Source organism: Acidiphilium sp. PA (assembly GCF_026191915.1).
Taxonomy (GTDB): Bacteria; Pseudomonadota; Alphaproteobacteria; order Acetobacterales; family Acetobacteraceae; genus Acidiphilium.
Genome location: NZ_JAIMBY010000007.1, coordinates 73,512 through 85,580 on the forward strand (window position 1 = coordinate 73,512; position 12,069 = coordinate 85,580).

Consider the following 12,069-nt stretch of genomic DNA (forward strand, 5'->3'; position numbering starts at 1 on the left):
AATATGTCCACCGAAATCAAGGTCCCGACTCTGGGCGAAAGCGTGACGACCGCGACGGTCGCGCGCTGGATCAAGAAATCCGGCGAGCATGTCGAGCGGGACGAGGCGATCGTCGAGCTTGAAACCGACAAGGTGACGGTGGAGGTCAATGCCCCGGCGGCCGGCACGATCGAGGCGATTGCGGCGGATGAAGGGGCGGAAGTCGAGGTTGGCGCGCTGCTCGGCACCATCGGCGCCGGCGATGGTGCGGCCGCGGCACCCGCCAAGGCCGAGCCGAGGCCCGCGGCCAACCCGCCGGCCGGCGTGACCGCGCCGCCGCCGCCGTCTGGCCCGGTTGCCCGCAGTGGCCACGCGCCGATGCCGGCGGCCCAGAAAATGATGACCGAGACCAAGGTTGCGCCGTCGCAGATCGATGGTTCGGGCAAGGATGGCAGGATCACCAAGGGCGACGTGATCGCGTTTCTCGACAAGCCGGCCGAAAAGCCGGTCGCGGCTGCGAGGACGCCCCGCACCGAGGATGTGCGCGAGGAGCGGGTGAAAATGACCCGGCTGCGCCGCACCATCGCAGCCCGGTTGAAGGAGGCACAGAACAACGCCGCCATGCTGACCACCTTCAACGAGGTGGACATGGGCGCGGTGATGGCGCTGCGGTCGGAATACAAGGATGCGTTCGAGAAGAAGCACAAGGGCGTGCGGCTCGGTTTCATGAGCTTCTTCGTCAAGGCCTGCGTTGCCGCGCTGCGCGAGTTTCCGGCGGTCAACGCCGAGATCGACGGCGATGAAATTGTCTACAAGAATTTCGTGAACATGGGCATTGCCGTCAGCAGCCCGAATGGGCTGGTGGTGCCGGTGCTGCGCGATGCGGACCAGATGAGTTTTCCGCAGATCGAGGCGGCGATTGCCGGGTTCGGCAAGCGGGCGCGCGACGGGGCGTTGAAGCTCGATGAGCTTTCGGGTGGTACGTTCTCGATCACCAACGGCGGTGTATTCGGCTCATTGATGTCGACGCCGATCTTGAACCCGCCGCAATCGGCGATCCTGGGGATGCACAAGATCCAGGATCGGCCGATGGCGATCGACGGCAAGGTGGAAATCCGGCCGATGATGTATCTCGCGGTATCGTACGATCATCGGATCATCGATGGGCGTGAGGCGGTGTCGTTCCTGGTGCGGGTGAAGGAGAGCATCGAGGATCCCCGCCGGCTGATGCTGGAGATCTAGCCCAACGAAACCTTGCAAACGTCGTGCCCAGGCGAATTACGCGTCAGGGCACGACCTGATATGAATAAAAGTTTTTTGGTTCTTTTTTTCAAAAAAGGACCCTTCCTTAAGGATTTTACCTGATGCCAGACCAGTTCGACCTCATCGTCATCGGCGCCGGCCCCGGCGGTTATGTGTGCGCCATCCGGGCCGCCCAGCTTGGGATGAAGGTCGCCTGCGTCGAAAAGCGGGCGACGCTGGGGGGCACGTGCCTGAATGTCGGCTGCATACCCTCGAAGGCGTTGCTGCAATCCTCGGAAAATTACCATGCGCTTCTGCATGGGTTCGCGCAGCACGGGGTGATGGCAAAAGAGGTTTCCTTCGATCTGCCGAAAATGATGAGCCACAAGGACGAGGTGGTCGTCGCCAATACCAAGGGCGTCGAGTTTTTGTTCAAGAAGAACAAGATCACCTGGCTGAAGGGATCTGCGGCGTTCAAGTCGGCCGATACGATCACTGTGGAAGGCATTGATTATACAGCGAAGCATATCGTGATCGCGACCGGTAGCGAAAGTGTGCCGCTGCCCGGGGTGGAGATCGATGAAACCACCATCGTCACGTCGACCGGTGCGATCGCGCTGGCATCGGTACCCAGGCATCTGGTGGTGATTGGGGGCGGCTATATCGGGCTGGAACTCGGTAGCGTCTGGCGCCGGCTGGGCGCGGAGGTAACCGTGGTCGAATATCTCGATCGTCTGGTGCCGACGATGGATGGCGAGATCGCGGGCAGCTTTCAGAAAATTCTGACCAAGCTCGGCCTGAAGTTCAAGCTCGGCACCAAGGTGACCGGGGCCAGCAAGACCGCCGCCGGGGTTACGTTGACACTGGAACCGGCCAAGGGCGGCGCGGCGGAAACGCTGGAAGCCGATGTCGTGCTGGTCGCAATCGGCCGACGGCCCCACACGGCGGGGCTTGGGCTCGATGTTGCCGGCGTGGCGACCGACGAACGCGGCCGGGTCAAGACCGATGGGCATTTCGCCACCAATATCAAAGGTATTTACGCGATCGGCGATGTGATCGCCGGGGCGATGCTGGCCCACAAAGCCGAGGAAGAAGGCGTCGCGCTGGCGGAATTGCTGGCAGGGCAGGCCGGGCATGTCAATTACGGCGCGATCCCGGGGGTGGTATACACCTGGCCGGAGATCGCCTCGGTCGGCAAGACCGAGGAAGAACTCAAGGCCGAGGGCGTGGCCTACAAGACCGGCAAGTTTCCGTTCATGGCGAACGGGCGGGCGCGCGCGATGGGCGACACTGATGGTTTCGTTAAAATCCTGTCCGACCGGACGACCGACCAGGTGCTGGGCGCGCATATCATCGGGCCGGATGCGGGCACGATGATCGCGGAACTCGTGCTGGCGATGGAGTTCGGCGCTTCGGCGGAGGATATTGCACGCACGAGCCACGCTCATCCGACATTGAACGAGGCCGTCAAGGAGGCGGCACTGGCGGTTGACGGGCGCGCTCTGCATATCTGACGGCCAGCGACGCGCTGCACCGCGCATCGTGCGATAAAGTGCCGGCGATCGGTCCGCGACCTCTTGCATCGCCCGCTTGAAATCACCAAAAATTAATCCAGCGGGAATGATTTTTGGTATGAGCGTGGGTGGGTCATTTGGAGGTCCATCGGCCTCCGGCAATTTTTGATCGCATCGGACCGTCGGGTGCGGATAATCGCGGAACTGGACCGCCACAACATGGATTACAGCCAGCTCACGCCGGGTATGGATACGCAAAGCCTGATCGCGGCGTTCGATTGGGGTGCGACCGTGCTAGGCGCCCGGGATGATTGGCCGGTCGAGCGGATCTGCGCGGTCGATCTGGCCCTGCGATCGCCCGCACCGATCGCGCTTTTTCTCGGCCCGGATGGGGTTTTGCTATACAACGATGCATGCGCGGCGTTGTTCGGCGTGTGGCACCCGCGGGCGTTGGGTATGGCCGTCACCGAGGTATTTCCCGAACACGCTGTGTTCTGCCGGTCGATGCTGGAACGTGTGCGGCGAGGGGAAGCGGTCCTGCTATCCGATCGGGCGCTTAGCACGGGTAACGTGGCGATGACCGGGCAGTGCGGGTTCGATTTCAGTTACACGCCGATCATCGCAGAGCGAAACCGCGTTGACGGCGTCTTCACGGTGATCACGGAAACACCCGCGCGGGCGCGGGCGCGCGAGCGTGAGGGCACCGGTTCAAACTTGCGCCAGAGCGAAAAAATGGCTGTGATCGGTCAGTTGACCGGCGGCATTGCCCATGATTTCAATAATTTACTGGCCGGGATCATCGGCAATCTCGATATGCTCACAACGCGGCTGGCGCAGCGTGATCTGGCATCGGCGGAGTCTTATCTTGCGGGGGCGCGTAGTGCCGCCAGTCGGGCAGCGGGGCTGACGCAGCGGCTGCTGGCCTTTTCGGGCAAGCAATCCCTGGTGCCGACGGTGATCGATATTCCGGAGTTCCTGCTCGACATCGAGGAATTGCTCAGCCACACGGTTGGTCCCACGATCGAATTGCGGACACGGTGCGACCCGGCGGTCGGCGCCGCGGTTTGCGACTACCATCAACTCGAAACGGCGCTGCTCAATCTCGCGATCAATGCGCGCGATGCGATGCCCGATGGCGGGTATCTGACGATCGAGGCCTGCCGCCGGACGCTCGGCACGCCAGATGACGGTGATGCCGCCGCGCCAGGAAGATATGTGGTGGTATCGGTGATGGACACCGGTTGCGGTATGACCGAGGACGTGGCGGCGCGGGCGTTCGATCCGTTCTTCACCACCAGGAAGCGCGGCCACGGCGCCGGGCTGGGCCTGTCGATGATTTACGGTTTCCTCAAACAATCAGGCGGTCATGTCGAATTACAAAGCCGGCCGGGCATGGGGACCATCGTTCGCCTGTTCCTTCCGTGCGAAACCGCCGCCGGCGCGATCGGCAGCGCGGATTCCGCCGCGCAGATGCCGCAGCCCGAGACAAAGGATGTCATTCTGGTCGTTGACGACGAACCCGATCTGCGCGCGCTCCTGGCCGAAATGCTCGAGGGGTTGGGGTTTTCCGTCCTCCAGGCAGCCGATGCGGCAGCGGCGCTCGACGTGCTGTCCGCGTCCGGCCGGATCGATCTGCTGATTTCCGATATCGGGCTGCGCGGCGCGATGAACGGGCGCTGCCTGGTGGAGGCAGCCCATGCGATACGGCCGGCTTTACCGGTGCTGTTCATCACCGGGCTGGGTGACGTCAGCGATGCGGCGCGCATCGTGGCCGGGCCACGGGTCGATCTGCTGAGAAAACCGTTTTCGTTCAGCGTATTCGAAGATCGCGTGGAACGCCTGCTGGCGCGTGTGACATGACGCGCCATCGGTTGGATGGTCAGTGCGCGATGATATCGCGCAGTGCCGCAGCCTGATCCGGCCACTCCGGTAGCGTACGGGCGTGAGCCCAGGCGATGCCGCCCATTTCGGCGCGCAAGGCGGGGCTGAAAATCAGCCTGCGGAGCGCTTTTGCGAGTTGGGCGACATCATCGACCGGGGCTACGATTCCGGCACCCGTTGCAACCAGGCTGCCGGCGGCGCCGCCATCGGTGATGGCGACGGGCAGGCCACGGGCCATGGCTTCGGCGATCACCATGCCGAAGCCTTCGAAGCGGGTTGCCAGGGCGAACAGATCGGCGCGCGCCCAGGCGGTGTCGAGGGCAGCACCCTCGAGGGCACCATGCCGTTCGACCCGGGCAGACAAGCCGGTCTGCTCGATCAGCGTATCGAGGCTGTGGGCATAGGTTTCATCGCGCGGTTCGCCGGCCAGGATTAGACGCCAGTCGAGGTCGGTCAGTGTCGCGAGGGCCTTCAGCAGGACATCGTGGCCTTTGCGATAGGTGAGGGTCGCAAGGGAGAGAATGGTGCAGGGGGCGCCGAACGGCGCATCGGCACCGATCGAGCGCCGGGTCTGACGATCGGTGCCGGGGACCAGAACGCGCAAACGGTTGGCTGGTACGCCGAATTCCTGGCTGAGGCGATCCGCGATCGGTGCACTGGCTGCGACGACTTTGCGAAAACCGGGCAGCACGGATCGTTCGAGTGCCTTGAGCGCGCGGCGGCGGGGTTCGGGCGTGCCGGGTTCCAGCGCCGTCGGATGATGGATCAGGGCGACGGCGCCGCGTGCCTGCAGCGCGGGGATGACGGCTTCGGCGTATTCGAACGCGGCGCCTTCGACGATGATCGCGGCTGATGGATCGAACCGTTCGGCGAAATCGGGTGCCGGCGGCGCGGTCAAGGCGATCACTTCGGCGGTGCCGCCCATGTCGTTCCAGGCGGCGAGCAGGCGGCGATGGTAGAACGATGCGCCGGAGACGGATTCGAACGGCGCGATCGTGATCAGAATGAGACGCATGGTAGAGCGCATGCCATAGCGCGTCTGTAGTGACCAGAGATTGGCCGGTTGGGCGGTTATGCGCGCAGGGTGAGCGCGACCGGTGCTGTGTGCCGGTGGGACGTCTCGGCCCCGTTCTGTCCGGGATAATGTTGGTCGGCCGGCTCAGGGTCGATTGCTTGCAGAATCGTGGCGATGACGCGTTGCTGCGTATCGATCGAGCGGCGCAGGAGCAGGCGATTCTGCTCGATCGCACTGTCGAGGCGCCGGTGAAGCGCCTCCGGCATCAGGCTCGGCGATGGCGGTTGATGCAACGTGAGGCTTTCGAGTGAAACGATCGCGAGGCGTTTGGCATCGGCCAGGGCGCCGCTGGCGCCGAAATCCGACTGGCGCAATGCACCGTTTTCCGCCTCGAGCACTTTGGCGAGGGTGGTGACCGCCTCCAGCAGGGGTGACGGTTGCGGCGACGGGAGCGTTTTAACCTTGGATTTGGCGATCATTTCTCGACTCCGGTTGACATGCGGAATGCCGGTGCGGGGCCTTGCTTTGCCTGTTCGCCGGCCAAAGTGGTTTCGATCATCGGGGTAAGGCCGAGGCCGCCGCGCGCTTCCATCGATTTGGCGATCGCGTCGATCAGGAACGGCTGAAACTGCCGAGCAACGGTGCCGCCGCCGAACGGGGCGTCGGCCTTGCCCATCGTTTGGAAGATCGGTTTCAGAAACTGCGCAATCGCCATGGCTTCGAATTTCTGCGCGGTCGCATCGGTCTTGCTCGCCGCCGCGATTGTGCGGGTCGCCGGTGGCAGGATCGGCACCGATCCGATCGTGCCGCTCATTGCACGACCAGCTGGGCTTGCAGCGCGCCGGCTGCCTTGATCGCCTGCAGAATGCTGATCATGTCGTGCGGTGCGACCCCGAGGGAGTTCAGACCGCTGACCAATTGGCGCAGACTGACGCTACCTTTGACGATTGCCATTTTCTTGCCTTTGCCTTTCTTGACCGCGATTGTGGTTTGCGCGGTCGAAACCGTTTGACCGTTGGAAAGCGGGCCGGGTTGGCTCACCACCGGTGTGTTGGTGACCTGCACGGTCAGATTGCCCTGCGCGATGGCGACTGTACTGATCCGCACATCCGCCCCCATCACGATGGTGCCGGTCGCTTCATCGACCACGACCGTCGCGGGGGAGGAAGGCTCCACTTTCAAATCCTCGATCGCCGCGAGGTCGCCGACGACATTGCGGCCTTTCAGGTCGAGCGTGATGGTTCGCGGATCGTCCATCGTGGCGATGCCGGGCCCCAGATCGGCGTTGATCGCGTCGGCGATTCGCTCGGCGGTGGTGAAATCGGGATTGCGCAATTCGAGTTTCGGATCGGTCTCGGTGGCGAGAGTGAAATTCACCGACCGCTCGACGATGGCCCCGTTGGTGATGCGGCCGACCGTCGGTACGCCCTGGGTGAACGAGGAATTCGCGCCGCTCGCCTTGATCGCACCGGTGACCAGCGAACCCTGCGCCACGGCATAAACCTGGCCGTCCGCACCGAGCAGCGGGGTTACCAGCAGGGTGCCGCCGGTGAGGTCCTTCGCATCGCCCAGGGCTGAAACAGTGACGTCGATCTGCTCGCCGCTGTGCGAAAACGCCGGCAGGCTTGCCGTGACCATGACCGCGGCGATATCCTTGGTCTGCAGGCTGGCAGCCTGGTCTTCGGTGTTGACGCCCAGGCGTTCGAGCATGCCGATCAGCGACTGGCGCGTGAAGATGGCATTGTTGAGCGAATCGCCGGTGCCGTTGAGCCCGACGACCAGCCCATAGCCGATCAACTGGTTGTCGCGGATGCCCTGGATATCCGTGATGTCCTTGATGCGAACCTCCGCCCGCGCCGTGCCGATGCAGGCGAGGAGCGATATGACCAACATGCCGGCGAAGGCCACCAGGCCGAAGCGCCGCTTCGTCGGCCGGAAGGGGGCGGGCTGCGATGATACGATTGTGCTCACAAATCTGGTTATCGCAGTAAAAAGTTAATACTTTGCAGCTAAAGATGCGTTGGTCGGCAAAATTGCAAAACGCGTAGAGCGCTTCGAGGAGTTGGCATGACACGTATTTCAGCACTGTCCGGGGTCGGAGCCGCCCGGCCCGGCGGTACCACCGCCAGAACCGGAGCCCCGGGTTTCATGCTTCGGCAGCCCGCTGCGGCATCGGTGGGCACGGTGTCGGCTGTGATCCCCGCCGGATTGATCGCGCTGCAGGAGGATACCTGCCCCCAGCACCGCGACCGCACGGCCCGCCGCGGGGGTGAATCCGTGCTCGGCGCGCTGGATGCCATCCAGATAGCTACGCTGAACGGAGATGGCGGCGCCGCGCTCGCCGCGCTGAGCGATGCGGTCGCGACCATGACCGAGCCTGCCGATCCGGTACTGCGGCAGATCATCGGGGCAATCCGGTTGCGCGCCAAGGTAGAACTCGCGCGGCGTGACCAAATATGACGGCTTGGTGAATTGCCGCAGGATAGGTCTTGGCGTCGGGCAGGGCCGAAGCTATAAGCCGGCGGCGTGCGGCCGATGGCGACCCCCGGCTGGCCGACTCGTTGGAGAGACTCATAAACATGCTGATCACTCTCGCGCCGGATTATGTACCGAGTGACGATGAAGAATTTATGAATCCGATGCAGATCGAATATTTCCGCCAACGTCTGTTACGCTGGCGGCACGATCTGCTGATGGAGGCGAATGGCACCCTCGCCAGTCTTTCGGAGGGCGGTATTCTGGAGCCCGACATCACCGATCGTGCGAGTGTCGAGACCGACCGCGCACTCGAATTGCGCACCCGCGACCGCGCGCGCAAACTGATCGGCAAGATCGACCAGGCGATGGCGCGGATCGAAGGCGGTACCTACGGCTATTGCGAGGAAACCGGCGAGCCGATCGGCCTGAAACGGCTGATGGCACGCCCGATCGCGACATTGTCGATCGAGGCGCAGGAACGTCACGAGCGTCAGGAACGTATCCAGCGCGACGATTGATTGTTGCCGCGCGCGTCGGCGTGGCCGGCGCGGTCGATGCGCGTCAGCCGCGCTAAGGCTCGGGCTCAGCGGAATCCAGGTTCGACGAAGCCGCGCAGCTTGCGCGAGTGCAACCGTTCAACACCCTGGCGCCGCAGGATATTCATGGTTTCGATCCCGATCATGATGTGCTGATCGATGCTGGTGCGATAGAATTCATTGGCCATGCCGCGCAGTTTCAACTGCCCGTGCAGCGGCCGGTCCGATACGCAGAGCAGCGTGCCGTAAGGCACCCGGAACCGAAAACCGTTGGCCGCGACGGTGGCGGATTCCATATCCACGGCGATGGCCCGGCTGCGATTGAACGCGGCGAAATAGGTATCGAGCTGAATTTCCCAATTGCGGTTGTCCGTGGTCGCGACCGTTCCGGTGCGCAGGCGGGTTTTCAGCTCATGGTCGCGCAGGCCGGTGACCAGCGAGGTCGCTTCGGCCAATGCCACCTGCACCTCCGCGATCGCGGGGACCGGCACCCACAGCGGCAGATCGTCGTCGAGCACATGATCGGCGCGAACATAGCCGTGCGCCAGCACGTAATCGCCCAGCACTTGGCCACGCCGCAAGCCGGCGCAATGGCCCACCATCAGCCAGCAATGCGGCCGCAGCACCGCGATATGGTCGGTGATGGTCTTGGCGTTGCTCGGCCCGACACCGATGTTGACCAGGGTGATGCCATCGCCGTCCGGGCGCTTGATGTGATAGGCCGGCATCTGCGGCAGATTGCGACTGAACGCGTCGGCATCAATCGTGCCGCCCGCGGCGGTTTCGACATCACCGGGCCCGACGAAGGCACTGGCCCCGCCGGCCGCGAGCTGGGTGCGTGCATAGGCCACGAAGGCATCGGCATACCGCTGATAGTTGGTGAACAGCACGAAGGATTGGAAATGACCCGGCGCCGTACCGGTGTAGTGGTGCAGGCGCGCGATCGAATAATCCACCCGCTCGGCGGTGAACAGCGACAGCGGGTTCGGCGCGTCAGCCAGCGGCCGGTTGGTGCTGTTGGCAATCGCGTCGTTGATCGCCCATAGATCGGGCTTGGTCGAACGATCGAGCAGCGCCTCGTAGTCGAAATCGGCGCCGGCACCCGAGGCATCCGGCGCGGCGAACGCGAGCGGGATCGGCGTCGCGCTCGCGCCGACATGCACGGCACAACCGTGGTGATGCATCAGCCGGCTGATCTGTTCGTGGTAGTAGGCGCCGAAAATATCCGGCCGTGTGAGCGTCGTGCCGTAGGTGCCGGGTTCGAGAAACACGCCGTGCGACAGCCGCGCATCGACGTTGAGTTGCTCCTGTGCCACCGAAAACGCGACGTACGGGTAGGGTGCCTCGACCGGGTCCGGGGCGTGCGGATCGGCCAGCAAGGCGCGGAATCCGGCACCGATCCGGGCGAGGCTCTGGTCGTAGATGCGGCGGATTTCCTGCACGGCGGCGGCCGCATCGTCATAAGCGGTGAGCGGGCCGATCGCGTTCAGGCTCAGCCGGCCGGTCATGAGGGATCGACGATCGTTTCGCCCGAGGCAACGCCGAGCGCCGCGCCGCCGCCGGTTTCGATACCGAAGGCCGACCACAACACCGCCCCTGCGAGGCCGACCAGCCAGACCGCGAGGTTGAAGCCGAGATAGCCGCCGATCGTCAGGGATTGCGTCACGAAAATGGTCACGACATAGCATCCGATCGAAATGAACCGCACCAGCGCCGTCATCGAGCCGCGCACCGCGGTCGGCCAGATTTCGGCCTTGAACGTATCTTCAGTGATATAGGCGATATTGATGAAGAAGTTCAAAACGAACACCAGGGCGAGAAAGCGCAAGGCATCGCTGTGCCACCAGCCGCGCGTCAGCACGATCACCAGGCTGATCGCGGCGCAGGCGGCATAGCCGAGCAGCAAGGTCCGGCGCCGGCTGATCCGGTCGCCGGAGAGAAAGATCATCCCCGAAACCACCGCCGCCAGCCCTGCGGCGAGCAGGATCTGATCGGTCAGGTTTTTGAAGAAATACGGCCCGACCACATAGGTGATCATGCCATAACCGGCCGCGTTGCCGAACGACATCATCGTGCTGCACGCGAGCTTCAGGCCCATGCGCGGCAGGCCCAGCACCTGCCGCCATGAGGATGTGGCCGGGGACGCTGCGCGCAACTCCGCCTCGATCGCGCCGATCCGTGCGGCCGCCTGATCGGCGTAGAAATGCCCGGCTTCGCGCACCGCCCGCGCCGGATCGATGCCATAAAGCCAGCGCAGTGATTCCGGCGTCCGGCCCCGGACATAGAACAGAACGGCGACGATCGCGAACCCCACACCGCCGACCACCGCGCGCTGCACCGGCACCGAGCCGTAGGATGATGAAAACGCCGCAACGGCCAGCACCAACCCGCCGATCGAGACGAAGCTGACCGCCGCCATCGTTGCCTTGCCCCGGTGGCGCGGCGGCATCAACTCATGCGAGGCGATCAGGATGGTGTTCATCTCGCCGCCCGAGGCCAGGAGCATGATCGCCAGAAACAGCAGGATCAGCCCGTAGCCCTGGCTGAATGCAAGCCCGAGCGCACCCACGCCGTACAGCGCCATGGTCACGTAGAACATCAGTTTGCGGCCCAGCCGGTCCGACAACGGGCCCGATATCGCGATGCCGATGATCAGCCAGATCGGCGCCCAGGCCAGCAGCAGCGAGAGGAGCGATTTTGGAATGCTCACCCAGCCGGTCGCGACCGATGCCACACCGAACGCATAAGCCTCCGCCAGCATGCCGATGGCGAAAGACAGGAAATTCCAGCTATCGGTCGGGCACCAGGTGATGCGGCGGTCCGCTGCCTGCGCGGTCATGGGCCGCCCACCACGCGGCGATTAGCCTCGGCAAAGACCCGCGCGCCGTCCGCAATGGTGTGGCGCGCCGGACCGTCCCGCACGAAATCCGGCCCGACCGCAATGCCGCCGGTGCCGATGTAAAAATTCTCGCTCGCCCGCGTGCCCATGAACGTCATTTCCATATATGTGTGCGGATCGTTGCCCTCGTTGATCATGCAAGCGGCGTTTTGATCATCGCGCCCGCCAGCCAGGTCCGCACGACGACCGGCTCCGCCCATGAGCGTTCGGGCCTGACGATCCAGGCCGATCGCGCCCGCGATGAAGCAGGCGCCCAGGTCGCCCGGCCGAACCGGGTGCAGATCGTGGCACGATCGTCGATCGATCCCCGCTTGAAATGATGCCGTCTGGTCAATCTACCCGACAGCGTGATGGATCCGTCAGATCCGGTCAAGACAATGCCGTCGCAAACCGCCGGCGTGCATCAGGCGCGACAGACGCCACCCAGCAGCCCGTTTCGCCACAGGCCGGCCCGGGTCACCGGCGCTGCGGTGACGTGAGATTCTTGCCACGGCTTGAGCGATCGGCCTAAACCAGCGGTAACGG

The 12,069-nt window shown here is 64.0% G+C and carries 14 protein-coding genes; 7 read left to right on the forward strand and 7 right to left on the reverse strand.

Features of this window, described 5'->3' with window-relative positions; translation table 11 throughout:
- Window positions 1–3 precede the first annotated feature (3 nt).
- From odhB to AruPA_RS10910, 3 genes are all read left to right on the forward strand, one after another.
- Window positions 4–1,221 (forward strand): 2-oxoglutarate dehydrogenase complex dihydrolipoyllysine-residue succinyltransferase, encoded by a 1,218-nt coding sequence (odhB, locus tag AruPA_RS10900; protein WP_265636719.1) that lies wholly within the window; start codon window positions 4–6, stop codon window positions 1,219–1,221.
- A 122-nt stretch (window positions 1,222–1,343) separates the two neighbouring features.
- The gene (lpdA, locus tag AruPA_RS10905) at window positions 1,344–2,735 is read left to right on the forward strand and encodes a dihydrolipoyl dehydrogenase (protein ID WP_265636720.1); all 1,392 of its coding nucleotides are present in this window, start codon (window positions 1,344–1,346) and stop codon (window positions 2,733–2,735) included.
- Between the two features lie 219 nt (window positions 2,736–2,954).
- Window positions 2,955–4,595 carry an ATP-binding protein gene (locus tag AruPA_RS10910; protein ID WP_265636721.1) on the forward strand — a complete coding sequence of 547 codons (1,641 nt, stop codon included), beginning with the start codon at window positions 2,955–2,957 and terminating at the stop codon, window positions 4,593–4,595.
- A 19-nt stretch (window positions 4,596–4,614) separates the two neighbouring features.
- Here AruPA_RS10910 and AruPA_RS10915 read toward each other — a convergent pair whose 3' ends face one another.
- The 4 genes from AruPA_RS10915 to AruPA_RS10930 are packed head-to-tail and all read right to left on the reverse strand — an operon-like array spanning window position 4,615 to window position 7,524.
- A complete protein-coding gene (locus AruPA_RS10915; protein ID WP_265636722.1) occupies window positions 4,615–5,631 on the reverse strand; it encodes a glycosyltransferase family 4 protein in 1,017 nt (338 codons plus the stop codon).
- Between the two features lie 56 nt (window positions 5,632–5,687).
- The gene (locus tag AruPA_RS10920) at window positions 5,688–6,110 is read right to left on the reverse strand and encodes a hypothetical protein (RefSeq protein ID WP_265636723.1); all 423 of its coding nucleotides are present in this window, start codon (window positions 6,108–6,110) and stop codon (window positions 5,688–5,690) included.
- Entirely contained in the window at window positions 6,107–6,445 is a 339-nt protein-coding gene (locus AruPA_RS10925) for a rod-binding protein (protein WP_265636724.1), read from the reverse strand. Before AruPA_RS10925 ends, AruPA_RS10920 begins: the two co-directional genes overlap by 4 nt.
- Window positions 6,442–7,524, reverse strand: coding sequence for a flagellar basal body P-ring protein FlgI (locus tag AruPA_RS10930; RefSeq protein ID WP_265636791.1), 1,083 nt, complete (start codon window positions 7,522–7,524; stop codon window positions 6,442–6,444). Before AruPA_RS10930 ends, AruPA_RS10925 begins: the two co-directional genes overlap by 4 nt.
- A 174-nt stretch (window positions 7,525–7,698) precedes the next feature.
- Here AruPA_RS10930 and AruPA_RS10935 point away from each other — a divergent pair, with 174 nt between their 5' ends.
- Together AruPA_RS10935 and dksA are read left to right on the forward strand one after the other, a co-directional pair.
- A complete protein-coding gene (locus tag AruPA_RS10935; RefSeq protein ID WP_265636725.1) occupies window positions 7,699–8,091 on the forward strand; it encodes a flagellar assembly protein FliX in 393 nt (130 codons plus the stop codon).
- A gap of 122 nt (window positions 8,092–8,213) precedes the next feature.
- Entirely contained in the window at window positions 8,214–8,627 is a 414-nt protein-coding gene (gene dksA / locus AruPA_RS10940; RefSeq protein ID WP_265636792.1) for an RNA polymerase-binding protein DksA, read from the forward strand.
- A gap of 65 nt (window positions 8,628–8,692) precedes the next feature.
- On the opposite strand, the gene AruPA_RS10945 is transcribed toward dksA, so the two are convergent.
- From AruPA_RS10945 to AruPA_RS10955, 3 genes are read right to left on the reverse strand one after another with little or no spacing between them, the layout of a single operon-like run.
- A complete protein-coding gene (locus tag AruPA_RS10945) occupies window positions 8,693–10,153 on the reverse strand; it encodes an AMP nucleosidase (protein WP_265636726.1) in 1,461 nt (486 codons plus the stop codon).
- Entirely contained in the window at window positions 10,150–11,484 is a 1,335-nt protein-coding gene (locus tag AruPA_RS10950; protein WP_265636727.1) for an MFS transporter, read from the reverse strand. Before AruPA_RS10950 ends, AruPA_RS10945 begins: the two co-directional genes overlap by 4 nt.
- On the reverse strand, window positions 11,481–11,681 hold the full coding sequence (locus AruPA_RS10955; RefSeq protein WP_265636728.1) for a hypothetical protein: 201 nt from the start codon (window positions 11,679–11,681) through the stop codon (window positions 11,481–11,483). The genes AruPA_RS10950 and AruPA_RS10955 overlap by 4 nt, the downstream gene beginning before the upstream one ends.
- Before the next feature lie 12 nt (window positions 11,682–11,693).
- Here AruPA_RS10955 and AruPA_RS10960 point away from each other — a divergent pair, with 12 nt between their 5' ends.
- Both AruPA_RS10960 and AruPA_RS10965 read left to right on the forward strand, forming a co-directional pair.
- Entirely contained in the window at window positions 11,694–11,864 is a 171-nt protein-coding gene (locus tag AruPA_RS10960) for a hypothetical protein (protein ID WP_265636729.1), read from the forward strand.
- A 27-nt stretch (window positions 11,865–11,891) separates the two neighbouring features.
- Window positions 11,892–12,023, forward strand: a complete 132-nt coding sequence (locus tag AruPA_RS10965; protein WP_265636730.1) for a hypothetical protein — start codon at window positions 11,892–11,894, stop codon at window positions 12,021–12,023.
- The last annotated feature ends 46 nt before the right edge of the window (window positions 12,024–12,069 follow it).

What these genes read in the sequence shown, in the direction of transcription:
- AruPA_RS10945 (WP_265636726.1), bottom strand. Translation starts at nt 10,153, where the DNA reads ATGACCGGCCGGCTGAGCCTGAACGCGATCGGCCCGCTCACCGCTTAT.
- AruPA_RS10915 (WP_265636722.1), bottom strand. Translation starts at nt 5,631, where the DNA reads ATGCGTCTCATTCTGATCACGATCGCGCCGTTCGAATCCGTCTCCGGC.
- AruPA_RS10950 (WP_265636727.1), bottom strand. Translation starts at nt 11,484, where the DNA reads ATGACCGCGCAGGCAGCGGACCGCCGCATCACCTGGTGCCCGACCGAT.
- lpdA (WP_265636720.1), top strand. Translation starts at nt 1,344, where the DNA reads ATGCCAGACCAGTTCGACCTCATCGTCATCGGCGCCGGCCCCGGCGGT.
- AruPA_RS10920 (WP_265636723.1), bottom strand. Translation starts at nt 6,110, where the DNA reads ATGATCGCCAAATCCAAGGTTAAAACGCTCCCGTCGCCGCAACCGTCA.
- AruPA_RS10935 (WP_265636725.1), top strand. Translation starts at nt 7,699, where the DNA reads ATGACACGTATTTCAGCACTGTCCGGGGTCGGAGCCGCCCGGCCCGGC.
- AruPA_RS10955 (WP_265636728.1), bottom strand. Translation starts at nt 11,681, where the DNA reads ATGATCAACGAGGGCAACGATCCGCACACATATATGGAAATGACGTTC.
- AruPA_RS10910 (WP_265636721.1), top strand. Translation starts at nt 2,955, where the DNA reads ATGGATTACAGCCAGCTCACGCCGGGTATGGATACGCAAAGCCTGATC.
- AruPA_RS10925 (WP_265636724.1), bottom strand. Translation starts at nt 6,445, where the DNA reads ATGAGCGGCACGATCGGATCGGTGCCGATCCTGCCACCGGCGACCCGC.
- AruPA_RS10930 (WP_265636791.1), bottom strand. Translation starts at nt 7,524, where the DNA reads ATGTTGGTCATATCGCTCCTCGCCTGCATCGGCACGGCGCGGGCGGAG.
- odhB (WP_265636719.1), top strand. Translation starts at nt 4, where the DNA reads ATGTCCACCGAAATCAAGGTCCCGACTCTGGGCGAAAGCGTGACGACC.